Origin of the sequence: Pseudomonas sp. MWU12-2319, assembly GCF_023242525.1 — a bacterium.
GTDB classification, from domain to species: Bacteria; Pseudomonadota; Gammaproteobacteria; order Pseudomonadales; family Pseudomonadaceae; genus Aquipseudomonas; species Aquipseudomonas gingeri_D.
Map to the genome: position 1 here is coordinate 341,719 of NZ_JALJES010000003.1, position 17,848 is coordinate 359,566.

Annotated in this window: 13 protein-coding genes; 11 read left to right on the forward strand and 2 right to left on the reverse strand. The window is 62.7% G+C overall.

Annotated features, from left to right (window positions below):
- Nucleotides 1-30: 30 nt before the first annotated feature.
- Nucleotides 31-2,466 (forward strand): penicillin-binding protein 1A, encoded by a 2,436-nt coding sequence (locus M5C01_RS06990; RefSeq protein ID WP_152737759.1) that lies wholly within the window; start codon nucleotides 31-33, stop codon nucleotides 2,464-2,466.
- A 216-nt stretch (nucleotides 2,467-2,682) separates the two neighbouring features.
- Here M5C01_RS06990 and M5C01_RS06995 read toward each other — a convergent pair whose 3' ends face one another.
- Together M5C01_RS06995 and rpmE are read right to left on the reverse strand one after the other, a co-directional pair.
- Entirely contained in the window at nucleotides 2,683-3,951 is a 1,269-nt protein-coding gene (locus tag M5C01_RS06995) for a malic enzyme-like NAD(P)-binding protein (protein WP_152737760.1), read from the reverse strand.
- A 288-nt stretch (nucleotides 3,952-4,239) separates the two neighbouring features.
- Nucleotides 4,240-4,461 carry a 50S ribosomal protein L31 gene (gene rpmE, locus M5C01_RS07000; protein WP_100940403.1) on the reverse strand — a complete coding sequence of 74 codons (222 nt, stop codon included), beginning with the start codon at nucleotides 4,459-4,461 and terminating at the stop codon, nucleotides 4,240-4,242.
- Between the two features lie 186 nt (nucleotides 4,462-4,647).
- On the opposite strand from rpmE, the gene M5C01_RS07005 reads away from it, so the two are divergent.
- The 10 genes from M5C01_RS07005 (at nucleotide 4,648) to M5C01_RS07050 (ending at nucleotide 17,745) form a co-directional block, all read left to right on the forward strand.
- The gene (locus tag M5C01_RS07005) at nucleotides 4,648-6,867 is read left to right on the forward strand and encodes a primosomal protein N' (RefSeq protein ID WP_178129794.1); all 2,220 of its coding nucleotides are present in this window, start codon (nucleotides 4,648-4,650) and stop codon (nucleotides 6,865-6,867) included.
- Nucleotides 6,868-7,152: 285 nt separating this feature from the next.
- A complete protein-coding gene (argS, locus tag M5C01_RS07010) occupies nucleotides 7,153-8,889 on the forward strand; it encodes an arginine--tRNA ligase (protein WP_103495037.1) in 1,737 nt (578 codons plus the stop codon).
- Nucleotide 8,890: 1 nt separating this feature from the next.
- A complete protein-coding gene (locus M5C01_RS07015; RefSeq protein WP_152737761.1) occupies nucleotides 8,891-9,601 on the forward strand; it encodes an SPOR domain-containing protein in 711 nt (236 codons plus the stop codon).
- Between the two features lie 294 nt (nucleotides 9,602-9,895).
- Nucleotides 9,896-10,426 carry an ATP-dependent protease subunit HslV gene (gene hslV, locus M5C01_RS07020; RefSeq protein ID WP_103495039.1) on the forward strand — a complete coding sequence of 177 codons (531 nt, stop codon included), beginning with the start codon at nucleotides 9,896-9,898 and terminating at the stop codon, nucleotides 10,424-10,426.
- A 44-nt stretch (nucleotides 10,427-10,470) separates the two neighbouring features.
- A complete protein-coding gene (hslU, locus tag M5C01_RS07025; RefSeq protein ID WP_103495040.1) occupies nucleotides 10,471-11,808 on the forward strand; it encodes an ATP-dependent protease ATPase subunit HslU in 1,338 nt (445 codons plus the stop codon).
- A gap of 125 nt (nucleotides 11,809-11,933) precedes the next feature.
- The gene (locus M5C01_RS07030) at nucleotides 11,934-12,314 is read left to right on the forward strand and encodes a DUF971 domain-containing protein (protein ID WP_103495041.1); all 381 of its coding nucleotides are present in this window, start codon (nucleotides 11,934-11,936) and stop codon (nucleotides 12,312-12,314) included.
- Nucleotides 12,315-12,555: 241 nt separating this feature from the next.
- A complete protein-coding gene (gene phaC / locus M5C01_RS07035; protein ID WP_152737762.1) occupies nucleotides 12,556-14,235 on the forward strand; it encodes a class II poly(R)-hydroxyalkanoic acid synthase in 1,680 nt (559 codons plus the stop codon).
- 156 nt (nucleotides 14,236-14,391) lie between these two features.
- Nucleotides 14,392-15,249 carry a poly(3-hydroxyalkanoate) depolymerase gene (gene phaZ, locus M5C01_RS07040; protein ID WP_103496428.1) on the forward strand — a complete coding sequence of 286 codons (858 nt, stop codon included), beginning with the start codon at nucleotides 14,392-14,394 and terminating at the stop codon, nucleotides 15,247-15,249.
- 129 nt (nucleotides 15,250-15,378) lie between these two features.
- On the forward strand, nucleotides 15,379-17,061 hold the full coding sequence (gene phaC / locus M5C01_RS07045; RefSeq protein ID WP_152737763.1) for a class II poly(R)-hydroxyalkanoic acid synthase: 1,683 nt from the start codon (nucleotides 15,379-15,381) through the stop codon (nucleotides 17,059-17,061).
- Between the two features lie 63 nt (nucleotides 17,062-17,124).
- A complete protein-coding gene (locus M5C01_RS07050; RefSeq protein WP_152737764.1) occupies nucleotides 17,125-17,745 on the forward strand; it encodes a TetR/AcrR family transcriptional regulator in 621 nt (206 codons plus the stop codon).
- Nucleotides 17,746-17,848: the final 103 nt, after the last annotated feature.

Here is a 17,848-nt window from a genome sequence, read left to right on the forward strand (position 1 = left end):
CCCATTCTTTTATCTGGAAATCCACAAGCCTTGATTCGTCTGCTGAAGTTTTTCGGGTGGTCTTTCGTCGCCGTGTTCTGCGGGCTGCTGCTCGTCCTGAGCGGCGCTTTTCTTTATCTTAGTCCGGGCCTGCCGTCCGTCGAGACTTTGCGCAGCATACAATTGCAGATTCCGCTCAGGGTCTACACCAGCGATGGCAAGCTGATCGCCGAATTCGGCGAGATGCGCCGTTCGCCCCTTAAATTCGCAGATATTCCGCCCAATTTCATCAACGCCCTGCTGAGCGCCGAAGACGACAACTTCGCCAACCACTATGGCGTAGACCCCAGCAGCCTGATGCGCGCCGCAACCCAATTGGTCAAGAGCGGGCACATCCAGTCCGGCGGCAGCACCATCACCATGCAGGTGGCGAAGAACTTCTTCCTGTCCAGCGAGCGTAGCTTCTCGCGCAAGACCAACGAAATTCTTCTCGCCTTGCAAATCGAGCGCCAGCTGACCAAGGACGAGATCCTCGAGCTGTACGTGAACAAGATCTACCTGGGCAACCGCGCCTACGGTATCGAAGCGGCGTCTCAGGTTTATTACGGCAAGTCGATCCGTGACATCACCCTGGCCCAGATGGCCATGATCGCCGGCCTGCCGAAGGCGCCGTCGCGGTTCAACCCGCTGGCCAACCCGGTGCGCGCCAAAGAGCGCCGCGACTGGATCCTCGGCCGCATGTACAAGTTGGGCAAGATCGACGAGGCCGCCTACCAGGCCGCCATCGTCGAGCCGATCAACGCCAGCTATCACGTACCGACGCCGGAAGTGAACGCGCCGTACATCGCCGAAATGGCCCGTGCGGAAATGGTCGGTCGCTATGGCAGCGAAGCCTACACCGAAGGTTTCCGCGTCACCACTACCGTGCCGAGCAACCTGCAGGAGCTGGCCAACCACTCGATTGAAGAAGGCCTGATCGCCTACGACCAGCGCCACGGCTACCGTGGACCGGAATCGCGGCTGCCGGGCAAGACCCGTGACGCCTGGATCGCCGAGCTGGGCAAACAACGCACCATCAGCGGCCTGGACCCGGCCATCGTCACCCAGGTGGACAAGACCAGCCTGCACGTACTGACCCGCAACGGCCCGGAAATCGTCAACTGGGACAGCATGAAGTGGGCCCGTCCGTACCTCAACACCAACAGCCTCGGCGCCGCGCCCAAGCAACCGTCCGACGTAGCCCAGGTCGGCGACCTGATCCGCGTCCAGCGCCAGGCCGACAACAGCCTGAAGTTCAGCCAGGTACCGGTGGCCCAGGGTGCCCTGGTCTCGCTTGACCCGCAAAACGGCGCGATCCGTGCACTGGTCGGCGGCTTCGCCTTCGAACAGAGCAACTACAACCGCGCCACCCAGGCCAAGCGCCAACCGGGTTCGAGCTTCAAACCGTTCATCTACAGCTCCGCGCTGGATAACGGCTACACCCCGGCCAGCCTGGTGAACGATGCGCCGATCGTGTTCGTCGACGAATACCTGGACAAGGTCTGGCGGCCGAAAAACGACACCAACACCTTCCTCGGCCCGATCCGCTTGCGCGAGGCACTGTACAAGTCGCGTAACCTGGTCTCGATCCGCCTGCTGCAAAGCCTGGGCGTCGACAAGACCATCGACTACATCGCCAGATTCGGCTTCAACAAGCAGGACCTGCCGCGCAACCTGTCCCTGGCCCTGGGTACCGCAACCCTGACGCCAATGGAAATTGCCACCGGCTGGAGCACCTTTGCCAACGGCGGCTACAAGATCACCCCCTACCTGATCGACAAGATCGAAAGCCGCAACGGCGACACCCTGTTCGTCGCCAATCCACCAAGCGTGCCGACCGGCGCGGCGGCCAGCAGCGGCATCGCGGCACCAAGCCAACCGTCGTTCACCGTCAACAGCACCAGTGAAGCCCCAGCACCGGCAGCCCAAGCCCCAGCGGTGGCCGAGCGGATCGTCGACGGACGGACTACCTTTATCCTCAACAGCATGCTCGAGGACGTGATCAAGCTCGGTACCGGGCGTCGTGCCCTGGCCCTGGGCCGTGGCGACCTGGCGGGCAAGACCGGTACCACCAACGACTCCAAGGACGCCTGGTTCACCGGTTACAACGCCGACTACATCACCACCGTCTGGACCGGTTTCGACCAGCCCGAAAGCCTGGGCCGTCGCGAGTTCGGCGGCACCGTGGCGCTGCCGATCTGGATGGACTACATGGGCGCCGCACTGAAGGGCAAGCCGTTGCACACCCAGGCGGAGCCGGAAGGCATCCTCAGCCTGCGGGTGGATCCGATCAGCGGTCGCGCGGCAACCCCGGGCACGCCGAATGCCTACTTCGAGCTGTTCAAGAGCGAAGACACACCGCCGTCGGTCAACGAGATCGGCAATGGCGGTAGCGCCCCGGGCAGCCCGCTGCCGGCGGACGAGGCGGCGCCGATCGATCTGTTCTGATCCGAGAGAGCGGCCACAGTGCCGCCCTTGCAGGAGCCTGACTTGCCAGCGATGGCGTCCGCATGAACGGTGCAAGGCTCAAGGGTCTCTTCGCTGGCAAGCCAGGCTCCTACAAAGGACCGCGTTCAGCCTGGCTGACCCACACCGCTCAAACGGCAGCCACAAAAAAGCCCCGACTCATTCGAGCCGGGGCTTTTTGTTTGACGCTACAACAGCTTAGCCGTTGAACACGTCATCCACGCTTTTCAGCGGGTAGTTCTTCGGATACGGCAGGGTTGCCACACCGGTCTCGATCGCGGCCTTGGCCACGGCATCGGAGATCAGGGTGATCAGGCGGGCATCCATTGGTTTCGGAATGATGTACTCACGACCGAATTCCAGCTTGATACCGCCGTAGGCGTCGCACACTTCCTGAGGCACCGGCAGCTTGGCCAGTTCGCGCAGGGCGTTGGCGGCAGCCACTTTCATCTCTTCGTTGATACGCTTGGCGCGAACGTCCAGGGCACCACGGAAGATGAACGGGAAGCCGAGGACGTTGTTGACCTGGTTCGGGTAGTCGGAACGACCGGTGGCCATGATCACGTCGTTGCGAGTGGCGTGAGCCAGCTCTGGCGAGATTTCCGGATCCGGGTTCGAGCAAGCGAACACGATCGGGTTGGCCGCCATCGACAGCAGGCCTTCAGCGTCCAGCAGGTTCGGGCCGGACAGACCGACGAACACGTCAGCGCCTTTCAGGGCATCAGCCAGGGTGCGCTTCTCAGTGGCGTGGGCGAACACTGCCTTGTACTGGTTCAGGTCGTCACGGCCAGCGTGGATCACGCCAGTACGGTCAACCATGAAGATGTTTTCGATCCTGGCGCCCATGCTCACCAGCAATTTCATGCAGGAGATGGCGGCAGCGCCGGCGCCCAGGCAGACGATCTTGGCTTCCGGCAGGGTCTTGCCGGCGATTTCCAGGGCATTGATCATGCCGGCCGCGGTGACGATCGCGGTGCCGTGCTGGTCATCGTGGAACACCGGAATATCGCACTGCTCGATCAGAGCACGTTCGATCTCAAAGCACTCAGGGGCCTTGATGTCTTCCAGGTTGATGCCACCGAAGGTGATGGAGATACGCTTGACGGTGTCGATGAAGGCTTGCGGGCTTTCCGAATCGACTTCGATGTCGAACACGTCGATACCGGCGAAACGCTTGAACAGCACGCCCTTGCCTTCCATCACTGGCTTGGAGGCCAATGGGCCGAGGTTACCCAGGCCGAGAATCGCGGTGCCATCGGAAATGACTGCAACCAGGTTGCCCTTGCCAGTGTACTTGTAGGCCAGCTCAGGATCGCGGGCGATTTCGCGTACTGGTTCGGCGACGCCAGGGCTGTAGGCCAGCGACAGGTCACGGGCGGTGGCGGTGGCTTTGGTGAGCTCGACGCTCAGCTTCCCCGGACGAGGATTGGCATGATATTCGAGAGCGGCAGTTTTCAAATCTGACATGTGGGCATTCCGCTTTTTACTGTGGGACAGACGGACCGCCGAGGATACGCGTGTCGCCAAGTCCTCACAAGACTGACCAGTCACAGGTGTCAAGCGCCTGTCCCTACGACTTTGGCCCAAGAGCCAGGAAACACAAGGGATAAACTGTTCACAATCAAGCAGAAAAATGTCTACAATTTTTTATGCGGTGGCCGCCGATACAAACAGCGCCCACAAAAAAGGCGTCCACAGGGGACGCCTTTTTTATCGACCGGGAAAAACCAGCGGTTTTTCCCGGAGCGATCAGCCTCAGGCCTTTTTGACAGCGCCGAACATGCCGAAACGGTCGGCGAACTTCTGTACGCGGCCGCCAGTGTCCAGGGTCTTCTGCTTACCGGTGTAGAACGGGTGGCATTCGTTGCACACGTCGATTGGCAGAGCTTTGCCATGGGTCGAACGGGTCACGAACTTGTTACCGCAGCTGCAGGTAACGTCGATGTCTACGTATGCTGGATGGATATCGGCTTTCATGGGGACTTCCTCAGGCTGGCGTGCCGCCGCTCAACACGATTGTTGAACACCGCACGTAATTTAGCCGGCGATCATACCAGACCTTTTGCCCGGCGCAAGTGGCCAGCGTGCCCTCCGTCGGGAAGACACTGCCCGAGCCGTCTGCTAGGCTCGCGCCCTCCACGAACCCCTCCCAGAGAGAACCGCGTGCCCGACGCCATCCTGCGCCTTGCCCTGCCCTCGCCACTGCGCCGCCTGTTCGATTACCGGGCGCCGGAGGGTGTGCCGCGTAGCGCGTTGCAGCCCGGCATGCGCCTGCGGGTGCCGTTCGGCCGCCGGGAGATGATCGGTATCCTGGTGGAAATCGCCGAGCACAGTGAAGTCCCGGCGGAAAAGCTCAGGCGCGCCACGGCCCTGCTCGACGCCAGCACGCCGCTGCCGCCGGCGCTGTTCAAGCTGTGCCTGTGGACCGCCCAGTATTATCAGCACAGCCTCGGCGACACCCTGAGCTGGGCGCTGCCGGTGCTGCTGCGCCAGGGCGAGCCGGCCGAAGCGCGCCAGGACCGCTTCTGGTCGATGGTCCCCGGCGCCCGCCTCGACGATCCGCGCATCGCCCGCGCCCCGCGCCAGCGCGAAGCCCTGGCGACACTGGCACAGCATCCCCACGGCGTGGCCCATCAGCTGCTGAGCAAGCTGATGCTGAGCAAGGACAGCCTCGACCTGCTGCTGGCCAAGGACCTGGTGCGGGTGGAGGTTCGTCGCCATGCGCCGAGCGAGCGTCACGAACACTGGCTGGCGCAACCGGAGCTGCCGCTCAACAGCGAACAACGCGCCGCCTGCGAAGCGATCCGCGCCGGGTTCGACAGTTTTCATGCCTTCCTGTTGGCCGGGGTCACCGGCAGCGGCAAGACCGAAGTCTATCTGCAACTGATCCGCGAGACCCTGGAAGCCGGCAAGCAGGCGCTGGTGCTGATCCCGGAAATCAACCTGGGGCCGCAGACCCTGGCGCGTTTCGAGCAACGCTTCAATGCCCGCATCGCCCTGCTGCACTCGGCGGTGAACGACCGCGAGCGCCTGGACGCCTGGCTCGCCGCCCGCGACGGCGAAGCCGACATCATTATCGGCACGCGCTCGGCGCTGTTCACCCCGATGAAAAAACCCGGGCTGATCATCATTGACGAAGAGCACGACGGTTCCTATAAACAGCAGGAAGGCCTGCGCTATCACGCCCGCGACCTGGCGCTGGTGCGCGCGCGCCAGGAAAATATCCCGATCGTACTGGGCTCGGCCACGCCGTCCCTGGAAAGCCTGCACAACGCCTACACCGGTCGTTATGGCCTGCTACGCCTGAACGAGCGCGCCGGCGGGGCCAAGCAGCCGCGCTTCCTGCGCCTGGACGTGAAAAGTCGCCCCCTGGACAGCGGCATTTCCGGACCGATGCAGCAGGCCATCGGCCAGACCCTCGCCGCCGGCCAGCAGGTGTTGGTGTTCCTCAATCGCCGCGGCTTTGCGCCGACACTGCTGTGCCACGACTGCGGCTGGATGTCCGAATGCTCGCGCTGCGATGCACGCATGACCGTACACCAGCGCTCCGGCGAGCTGCGCTGCCATCACTGTGGTTATGTCGAGCGGGTACCGCGCAATTGCCCGCAGTGCGGCAAGGTCGACCTGCGCCCGGTGGGTGCCGGGACCGAGCGCGCCGAGGAGCGCCTGGGCATCCTGTTTCCCGATTACCCGGTGCTGCGGGTCGACCGCGACAGTACCTCGCGCAAGGACGCGATGAACCAGCTGTTCGCTACTATCCAGAAAGGCCAGCCGTGCATCCTGGTGGGCACGCAAATGCTTGCAAAAGGCCATCACTTTCCCCGGGTGACCCTGGTGTCGATCCTCGATGCCGACGGCGGCCTGTTCTCCGGCGACTTCCGCGCCAGCGAGCGCATGGCCCAGTTGATCGTCCAGGTGGCGGGCCGGGCCGGGCGGGCGGAAGAGCCGGGCAAGGTGATTATCCAGACGCACCTGGCGGACCATCCACTGTTGATTCAGCTGACCGAGCAGGGTTATTTCGCTTTTGCCGAACAGGCTTTGAGCGAGCGTCGGGCGGCTGGCTTGCCGCCGTTCGCACACCTGGCCCTGCTGCGGGCCGAAGCCCATAAGCCGGGGCAGGCCGAGAGCTTTCTCGATGAAGCCTGCAGCGAGGCCGAGCGTTTGCTGGCCGAGATGAACCTGGGCGGCATCGAACTGCTGGGGCCGGTGCCGGCGCCCATGGAGCGCCGGGCCGGACGTTATCGGGCGCAGTTGTTGTTGCAGGCCAATGGCCGGGCCTCGCTGCACCGATTGTTGAGCAGTTGGTTGCTGGTGTTGGAGCAAATGCCCAGCGGGCGGCAGGTGCGCTGGTCGTTGGATGTCGATCCGGTGGATTTGTATTGATCGGACCGGCCCCTTCGCGGGCAAGCTCCGCTCCCACAGGTCCGAGTTGTATGCAAATACTGTAAACGACTCGGGACTTGTGGCATCAGTCCCATAATGTCCGAGCCATACCGCAACCTTGCGTACAACCGAGAACCTGTGGGAGCGGAGCTTGCCCGCGAATAGGCCCGCCCAGACGCCACAAGTCCGTAACCGGTTGGCAAGCTCGTCCCGGCAACGGATAATGCCCAGTTTTTCCACCTGCGCATCGAAGCGCCGCCGCGCATGCGGTCGAAAGAGAAGACCATGAAAGACACCATTCGCCAGCTGATCCAACAAGCCATCACCCAACTCGTCACCGAAGGTGTGTTGCCTGAAGGGCTGACGCCGGCGATCCAGGTGGAAAACACCCGGGACAAGACCCACGGCGACTTCGCCAGCAATATCGCGATGATGCTGGCCAAGCCGGCCGGTCTCAAACCCCGCGACCTGGCGGAAAAAATCATCGCCGCCCTGCCCGTCGCCGACAGCGTGAGCAAGGCCGAGATCGCCGGCCCCGGCTTTATCAACTTCTTCCAGAACACCCAGGCCCTGGCCGCGCGCCTCGACGCCGCCCTGGCCGACGCCAGCATCGGCGTGCACAAGGCAGGCCCGGCGCAACGGGTAGTGGTCGACCTCTCGGCCCCCAACCTGGCCAAGGAAATGCACGTCGGCCACCTGCGTTCGACCATCATCGGCGACGGCGTGGCGCGCGTCCTCGAGTTCCTCGGTGACACCGTGATCCGCCAGAACCACGTCGGCGACTGGGGCACCCAGTTCGGCATGCTGATGGCCTACCTGCAGGAAAACCCGATTACCAGCGACGAACTCTCGGACCTGGAAAACTTCTACCGCGCGGCCAAGAAACGCTTCGACGAATCCCCGGAGTTCGCCGACCGCGCCCGCGGCCTGGTGGTCAAATTGCAAGCCGGCGACCCGGATTGCCTGGCGCTGTGGACCCGCTTCAAGGACATCTCGCTGTCCCACTGCCAGAAGATCTACGAACTGCTGAACGTCAAACTGACCATGGCCGACGTGATGGGCGAAAGCGCCTACAACGACGACCTGATCAACGTGGTCAACGACCTCAGGGCCAAGGGCATGCTGGTCGAGAGCAACGGCGCCCAGTGCGTGTTCCTCGACGAGTTCAAGAACGCCGAAGGCGAACCGCTGCCAGTGATCATCGTCAAGGCCGATGGTGGCTATCTGTATGCCACCACCGACCTGGCCGCCGTGCGCTACCGCAGCAATGTGCTGAAAGCCGATCGCGCGCTGTATTTCGTCGACCAGCGCCAGGCCTTGCACTTCCAGCAGGTGTTCGCGGTGGCACGCAAGGCCGGCTTCGTCGGCCACCCGATGGACATGGAGCACATGGGCTTCGGTACCATGAACGGCGCCGACGGCCGCCCGTTCAAGACCCGCGACGGCGGCACCGTGAAGCTGATCGACCTGCTGACCGAAGCCATGGACCGCGCCTACCTGCTGGTCAAGGAAAAGAACCCGGAGCTGGCCGAAGACGAACTGCGCACCATCGCCCGCGTGGTGGGCATCGGCGCGGTCAAGTACGCCGACCTGTCCAAGCACCGCGCCAGCGACTACAGCTTCAACTTCGAGCTGATGCTCAACTTCGAAGGCAACACCGCGCCGTACCTGCTGTACGCCTACACCCGCGTGGCCGGTGTATTCCGCAAACTGGGCACGGATTTCAGCCAGGTTGAAGGGCAGATCGTCCTTGAAGCGCCCCACGAGCACGAACTGGCCGCCAAACTGGCGCAGTTCGGCGAAGTGCTCGGCAGCGTTGCCGAGAAAGGCACGCCGCACGTGCTGTGCACCTACCTGTACGATGTCGCCGGGCTGTTCTCCAGCTTCTACGAGAACTGCCCGATCCTGTCCGCCGATACCGCCGAACAGAAACAGAGCCGCCTGCGCCTCGCCGCGCTGACCGGTCGCACCCTCAAGCAAGGCCTGGAGTTGCTGGGTCTGGAAACCCTGGAGCGTATGTAAGTTGGCTGCCAAGAAAACCCCAGCACCCAAACGTGGCGCCAGCCGTTACCAAGCTCCTGCGAAAAAGCCGATCCCGGGCTGGTTGTGGCTGGCGATCGGCCTCGGCGTGGGCGCGTTTATCGTGTTCCTGATGAAGCTGGAGCCGGGCAAGGGCGATGACATCAAGCGGGTCAAGCAGGAACAGCTGAAGGCGAGCAAGATCGCCGAAGCCAACAAGACTCCACCGAGCCCGACCCAGCCGGTCAAGCCCAAGTACGACTTCTACACCTTGCTGCCGGAATCGGAAGTCATCGTGCCGCCGGAAGCCGTGCCGGAGAAAACCCTGCCGACGCCGCAGACCGTGCCGACGCCAACCACCCCGGTGACCCCGGCCGAAGCGGCGAAGATCGATACCGCGCGGGCCCAGGCCGCGCTGTCCGGGATTACCCCTCCACCGCCGCCGCCCGTGGCCGTGGCCAAGCCGGCAGCGGTGACGCAGTTCTTCCTGCAGGCCGGCTCGTTCCGCAAGGAAGCCGATGCGGACAAGGTCCGGGCGCAGATCATCCTGCTCGGGCAGGCCGTAGCGGTGGAGTCCGGGACTGTGAAGGACGAGACCTGGTACCGGGTATTGGTCGGACCGTTCAGCAATCGCGAACAACTGACCAAGGCACAGAAACAACTGGCCGGCAGCGGTTTCAACAATCTGCTGCTGCAACAGCGCCAGAGTCGCTGACGGGCGCCAAGCCTGTGGGAGCGTTGCTTGTCGGATCGCCGCGAAGCTTTTGGCGGTCTTGAGGGCCCCTTCGCGAGCAAGCTCTGCTCCTACAATTTTGTGGCGTACATAAGCCTCATATACGACACGGAACTGTAGGAGCTGGCTTGCTGGCGATAGCAATCGTTCAGACAAAACAAACCTCGCCCGCCTACACCACTCATCCCCTCATCCCGCCCACGGTTGAAAAACCCACCACCACCCCCATATGAGTTTCCATCAGGCATTTTCGCCCCGCTGCGTGGAGATTCTCCCTTGACCACCATCGTTTCAGTTCGTCGCCACGGCAAAGTCGTCATGGGCGGCGACGGCCAGGTTTCCCTCGGCAACACCGTCATGAAGGGCAACGCGAAAAAAGTCCGGCGCCTCTACCACGGCGAAGTCATCGCCGGTTTCGCCGGTGCCACCGCCGACGCCTTCACCCTGTTCGAGCGTTTCGAAGGCCAGTTGGAAAAACACCAGGGTCATCTGGTCCGCGCCGCTGTCGAATTGGCCAAGGAGTGGCGTACCGACCGCTCCCTGAGTCGCCTGGAAGCCATGCTGGCGGTCGCCAACAAAGATGCTTCACTGATCATCACCGGCAACGGCGACGTCGTTGAACCGGAAAACGGCCTGATCGCCATGGGCTCCGGTGGTGGCTACGCCCAGGCCGCGGCCAGCGCACTGTTGAAGAAAACCGATCTGTCGGCCCGGGAAATCGTCGAAGCCGCCCTGGGTATCGCCGCTGACATCTGCGTCTTCACCAATCACAACGTCACCATCGAGGAGCAGGACCTCGCGGAATAACCAGCCTGTCCGGCTGCCCGTTCCCGCTTGAGGACCCACATATTATGTCCATGACCCCCCGCGAAATCGTCCACGAACTCAATCGCCATATCATTGGCCAGGACGATGCCAAGCGCGCCGTCGCCATTGCCCTGCGCAACCGCTGGCGGCGGATGCAGCTCCCCGAGGAGCTGCGCGTCGAGGTGACCCCCAAGAACATCCTGATGATCGGTCCGACCGGTGTCGGCAAGACCGAAATCGCCCGGCGCCTGGCCAAACTGGCCAACGCCCCGTTCATCAAGGTCGAAGCGACCAAGTTCACCGAAGTCGGCTATGTCGGCCGTGACGTCGAATCGATCATCCGTGACCTGGCCGACGCCGCGATCAAGCTGCTGCGCGAGCAGGAGCTGGTCAAGGTCCGCCATCGTGCCGAAGACGCCGCCGAGGAACGTATCCTCGACGCCCTGCTGCCACCGGCACGCATGGGTTTCAACGAAGATGCCGCCCCGGCCCAGGACTCCAACACCCGCCAGCTGTTCCGCAAGCGCCTGCGCGAAGGCCAGCTGGATGACAAGGAAATCGAAATCGAAGTGGCCGAGTCGTTCGGCGTCGAGATCGCCACGCCGCCAGGCATGGAAGAAATGACCAACCAGTTGCAGAACCTGTTCGCCAACATGGGCAAGGGCAAGCGCAAGAGCCGCAAGCTCAAGGTCAAGGACGCGCTCAAGCTGGTCCGTGACGAAGAAGCCGGGCGCCTGGTCAACGACGAGGAGTTGAAGGCCAAGGCCCTGGAAGCGGTGGAACAGCACGGTATCGTGTTTATCGACGAAATCGACAAGGTCGCCAAGCGCGGCAATGTCGGCGGTGCCGACGTATCCCGTGAAGGCGTACAGCGCGACCTGCTGCCGCTGATCGAAGGCTGCACGGTGAACACCAAGCTGGGCATGGTCAAGACCGACCATATCCTGTTTATCGCCTCCGGCGCGTTCCACCTGAGCAAGCCGAGCGACCTGGTGCCCGAGCTGCAAGGCCGCCTGCCGATCCGTGTCGAACTCAAGGCCCTGAGCCCGGAAGACTTCGAGCGCATCCTCAGCGAACCCCATGCCTCGCTGACCGAGCAGTACCGTGAACTGCTGAAAACCGAAGGGCTGACCATCGAGTTCATGCCGGACGGCATCAAGCGCCTGGCGGAAATCGCCTGGCAGGTCAACGAGAAGACCGAGAACATCGGTGCCCGTCGCCTGCACACGCTGCTCGAGCGCCTGCTGGAGGAAGTCTCGTTCAGCGCCGGCGACCTGGCCAGCACCCACAGCGAAGAGCCGATCCGCATCGACGCCGAGTACGTCAACAGCCACCTGGGTGAATTGGCGAAGAACGAAGACCTGTCGCGGTATATCCTCTAAGGAGCACATCGCGCCCCTGTAGGAGCAGGGCTTGCCCGCGAAGCTTTTGGCGCCCTCAAGGCCCCCTTCGCGGGCAAGCCCTGCTCCTACAGGATTCGCTTACACAGACGGATCGCAGGCTTCCCATGACCACCCGACTCCCCACCGCCATCAACCTGCACAAAGCCTCGAAAACCCTGACCCTCAAATACGGTCCGGACGAGGAATACCACCTGAGCGCCGAATTCCTGCGGGTGCACTCGCCTTCGGCCGAGGTCCAGGGCCACGGCAAGCCCATCCTCCAGTTCGGCAAGCTCAACGTCGGTTTGAGCCAACTCGAACCCGCCGGCCAGTACGCACTGAAATTGACCTTCGACGACGGTCATGACAGCGGACTGTTCACCTGGGACTACCTCTACGAGCTCGCCCGTCGCCAGGATGACTTGTGGGCCGATTATCTTGCCGAACTCAAAGCCGCCGGAAAATCCCGCGACCCGTCCGAGTCCGTCGTCAGGCTGATGCTCTAATCCGGACCTCTGGTCGTTTTGGGGGGCATTTTCTAATCACATCTGATTCAATCCCCCACGGCGTGGCTAACGATTGGCCCGCTTGCGAAAAAAATCAAACTCGGGTAACCAATGGAGCTGGCAAGTTCCGTGCATTTAACGATGTGCAATCAACGGTCACCCGAGCAGTAGTACTTGGCATTCGCTGTGCCATTTGCACAGCTGTACCCGGTACTCGTCTCAGGACAATGGAGCGTCGTAGATGAGTAACAAGAACAACGATGACCTGCAGCGGCAAGCCTCGGAAAACACCCTGGGCCTGAACCCCGTCGTCGGCTTGCGTAGAAAGGATCTTCTTACTTCTGCACGAATGGTATTGACCCAAGCCATCAAACAACCCATCCACAGCGTCAAGCATGTCGCCCATTTCGGCGTCGAATTGAAGAACGTGCTGCTGGGCAAGTCCGGCCTGCAGCCGGAAAGCGATGACCGTCGTTTCAACGACCCGGCCTGGAGCCAGAACCCGCTGTACCGGCGTTACCTGCAAACCTACCTGGCCTGGCGCAAGGAGCTCCATGCCTGGATCGACGAGAGTTCGCTGTCGCCACAGGACATCAGTCGCGGCCACTTCGTCATCAACCTGATGACCGAGGCCATGGCCCCGACCAACACCGCAGCCAACCCGGCGGCGGTCAAGCGCTTCTTCGAAACCGGCGGCAAGAGCCTGCTCGACGGCCTCTCGAACCTGGCCAAGGACCTGGTGCACAACGGCGGCATGCCCAGCCAGGTGAACATGGGCGCCTTCGAGGTCGGCAAGAGCCTGGGCACCACCGAAGGCGCGGTGGTGTTTCGCAACGATGTGCTGGAGCTGATCCAGTACAGCCCCGTCACCGAGCAGGTGCATGAGCGGCCGCTGCTGGTGGTGCCGCCGCAGATCAACAAGTTCTATGTGTTTGACCTGAGCCCCGACAAGAGCCTGGCGCGTTTCTGCCTGCGCAGCCACGTGCAGACCTTTATCGTCAGCTGGCGCAACCCGACCAAGGCGCAGCGCGAGTGGGGCCTGTCGACCTATATCGACGCCCTGAAAGAAGCCGTCGACGTGGTCACCGCCATCACTGGCAGCAAGGACGTGAACATGCTCGGGGCCTGCTCCGGCGGCATCACCTGCACCGCCCTGCTCGGCCACTACGCCGCCCTCGGCGAGAAGAAGGTCAACGCCCTGACCCTGCTGGTCAGCGTGCTCGACACCACCCTCGACACCCAGGTCGCGCTGTTCGTCGACGAACAGACCCTCGAAGCCGCCAAGCGCCACTCCTACCAGGCCGGCGTGCTGGAAGGCAGCGACATGGCCAAGGTCTTCGCCTGGATGCGCCCCAACGACCTGATCTGGAACTACTGGGTCAACAACTACCTGCTGGGCAACGAGCCGCCGGTGTTCGATATCCTTTTCTGGAACAACGACACCACGCGCCTGCCGGCCGCCTTCCACGGCGACCTGATCGAGATGTTCAAGAACAACCCACTGATACGCCCCAATGCCCTCGAAGTGTGCGGTACGCCGATCGACCTGAAGAAGGTCGACGCCGATATCTTTGCCCTGGCCGGCACCAACGATCACATCACGCCCTGGAAGTCCTGCTACAAGTCGGCGCAGCTGTTCGGCGGCAAGGTCGAGTTCGTGCTGTCCAGCAGCGGCCATATCCAGAGCATCCTGAACCCGCCGGGCAACCCGAAATCCCGCTACATGACCAACACCGAGATGCCGGCCAAGGCCGACGACTGGCAGGAAAACTCTACCAAACACACCGATTCGTGGTGGCTGCACTGGCAAGCGTGGCAGGCCGAGCGCTCGGGCAAACTGAAGAAATCACCGACCAGCCTGGGCAGCAAGGCCTACCCGGCCGGCGAGGCGGCACCGGGCACCTATGTGCACGAGCGCTAGAACAGCCCTCACCCTGTAGGAGCGAGCTTGCTCGCGATGGAGGCCAACGATAATGCGGGAAACCTGACACCCCGCAGCGTCCCGGCAACCACCGCGAGCAAGCTCGCTCCTACGGAGCCGGGGCTGCAAACAGGTTTTAACCACAGGGCTTCGAGCATGCCGCAACCGTTTATCTTCCGAACTATCGATCTGGATGGCCAGACCATCCGCACCGCGGTTCGCCCCGGCAAGCCTCATATGACGCCCTTGCTGATTTTCAACGGCATCGGCGCCAACCTGGAGCTGGTGTTTCCGTTCGTCCATGCCCTGGACCCGGACCTGGAAGTCATCGCCTTCGACGTCCCCGGCGTCGGCGGCTCGTCGACCCCCAAGCGGCCCTATCGCTTCCCCGGCCTGGCCAAGCTCACCGCGCGCATGCTCGACTACCTGGATTACGGCCAGGTCAACGCGGTGGGCGTGTCCTGGGGCGGCGCCCTGGCGCAACAATTCGCCCATGACTACCCGGAACGCTGCAAGAAGCTGATCCTCGCCGCCACCGCCGCCGGTGCGGTGATGGTTCCGGGCAAGCCCAAGGTGTTGTGGAACATGGCCAGTCCACGGCGCTATATCCAGCCGTCCCACGTGATCCGCATTGCCCCGACCATCTACGGCGGCGCCTTTCGCCGCGACCCGCACCTGGCCGCCGAGCATGCCGCCAAGGTCCGCTCCGCCGGCAAGCTCGGTTACTACTGGCAACTGTTTGCGGGCCTCGGCTGGACCAGCATCCACTGGCTGCACAGGATCCGCCAGCCGACCCTGGTGCTGGCCGGTGATGACGATCCGCTGATTCCACTGATCAATATGCGCCTGCTGGCTTGGCGAATCCCCAATGCCCAGCTACACATAATCGACGACGGTCATTTATTCCTGATCACCCGGGCCGAGGCCGTCGCGCCGATCATCATGAAATTCCTCCAGGAAGAACGCCAACGGGCGGTGATGCATCCACAACCGGCGCCTTTGAAAAGCACCTAGGAGTATTCCCTGGTAGTAAGCGCACACGGGCAGGACGTCCGTGCGGCGCACAAGGTCAGCGACCGACGCCCCCGTCCGTCGCGGTCCCCTGTGTTGGTTGATAGCTTGATGACGAAGGAGTGTTGACTCATGCGAGACAAACCAGCGACGGGCTCGATGCCCACACCCGCCGCGTTCATCAACGCACAGAGTGCGATTACCGGTCTGCGCGGCCGGGATCTGTTTTCCACCCTGCGCAGCGTGGCCGCCCACGGCCTGCGCAACCCGATCCATACCGCCCGGCATGCCCTGGCCCTGGGCGGACAACTGGGCAAGGTGCTGCTCGGTGACACACCGTACAAGCCCAACCCCCATGACCCGCGCTTCGCCGACCCGGCCTGGAGCCTGAACCCGTTCTACCGCCGCAGCCTGCAGGCCTATCTGGCCTGGCAGAAACAGGTCAAGCACTGGATCGACGAGAGCCGGATGAGCGACGATGACCGCGCCCGCGCGCACTTTGTCTTCGCCCTGCTCAACGACGCCATGGCGCCGTCCAATACCCTGCTCAATCCGCTGGCGGTCAAGGAAGTCTTCAACTCCGGCGGCAACAGCATCGTGCGCGGCATCAGCCACCTGGTGGATGACCTGCTGCACAACAACGGCTTGCCCAGCCAGGTCACCAAGCACTCGTTCGAAGTCGGCAAGACCGTGGCCACCACCCCCGGCTCGGTGGTGTTTCGCAACGAGCAACTGGAACTGATCCAGTACAAGCCCATGAGCGAAAAACAGTACGCCAAGCCGCTGTTGATCGTCCCGCCGCAGATCAACAAGTACTACATTTTCGACCTCAGCCCATCCAACAGCTTCGTCCAGTACGCGCTGAAGAACGGCCTGCAGGTGTTTATCGTCAGCTGGCGCAACCCGGATGTGCGTCATCGCGAATGGGGCCTGTCCAGCTATGTCGAAGCGCTGGAAGAAGCGCTGAACGTGTGCCGGGCGATCACCGCCAGCCGCGAGGTCAACCTGATGGGTGCCTGTGCCGGCGGCCTGACCATCGCCGCTCTGCAGGGCCACCTGTTGGCCAAACGACAACTGCGCCGGGTATCCAGCGCCACCTACCTGGTCAGCCTGCTCGACAGCCAACTGGACAGCCCGGCCATGCTGTTCGCCGATGAGCAGACCCTGGAAGCCGCCAAGCGCCGTTCTTACCAGCAAGGTGTACTCGACGGCCGCGACATGGCGAAAGTCTTCGCCTGGATGCGGCCCAACGACCTGATCTGGAACTACTGGGTCAACAACTACCTGCTGGGCAAGGAACCGCCGGCGTTCGACATTCTCTACTGGAACAACGACAACACCCGCCTGCCGGCGGCCTTTCACGGCGACCTGCTGGACTTCTTCAAGCACAACCCGCTGAGCCATCCGGGCGGCCTGGAAGTCTGCGGCACGCCCATCGACCTGCAAAAAGTCACGGTCGACAGCTTCAGCGTCGGGGGTATCAACGACCACATCACGCCCTGGGACGCGGTGTATCGCTCGACCCTGCTGCTGGGGGGCGATCGCCGGTTCGTGCTGTCCAACAGCGGGCATATCCAGAGCATCCTCAACCCGCCGAGCAACCCCAAGGCCAACTACGTCGACAACCCCCGGCTGAGCAGTGATCCGCGGGCCTGGTACTACGACGGCAAACAGGTCGAAGGCAGCTGGTGGACCCAATGGCTGAGCTGGATCCAGGAGCGTTCGGGAGCCCAACGTGAAACCCAGATGACCTTGGGCAACGCCAATTACCCACCCATGGAAGCGGCACCCGGCACCTATGTGCGAGTGCGTTGACGATTACCGGCCACGGCTGCCCCACAGCCGTGGCGAACGGTCGGAACGACCTAAGAAGACTGGATGAAAACCCGCGACCGGATCCTTGAATGCGCCCTGCAACTGTTCAACCAGAAAGGCGAGCCCAACGTTTCGACCATGGAGGTGGCCAATGAAATGGGGATCAGCCCGGGCAACCTCTACTACCATTTCCATGGCAAGGAGCCGCTGGTGCTGGGCTTGTTCGAGCGTTTCCAGGCCGAGCTGGCACCCTTGCTCGACCCGCCTGCCGACGCGCGGCTGGCGCCCGAGGATTACTGGTTCTTCCTGCATCTGATCGTCGAGCGACTGGCCCATTACCGTTTTCTGTTCCAGGACCTGTCCAATCTGTCCGGGCGCTTGCCCAAGCTGGCCAAGGGCATTCGCAACCTGCTCAATGCCCTCAAGCGGACGTTGGCGTCGTTGCTGGCGCGACTGAAGGCGCAGGGCATGCTGCTGAGTGAAACCCAGGCCCTTGGGCAGTTGGTGGAGCAGATTACCCTGACGCTGCTGTTTTCCCTGGATTACCAGCGGATTCTTGGGCGGGAGGGTGAAGTGCGGCTGGTGGTGTACCAGATCATGATGCTGGTGGCCCCGCATCTGCTGCCCTCGTCGCGGTTGGTGACGGAGCAGATGGCGTTGCGTTATCTCGAAGATCACGACTAACGTTATCTTCTGTAGCGCCAGTGCTGGCCTCTTCGCGGGCAATCGAGCGTCGACCGGCCGCTCCTGCAGTACTTCGTCGTTCGCTGATTTTGTGTACGACAGA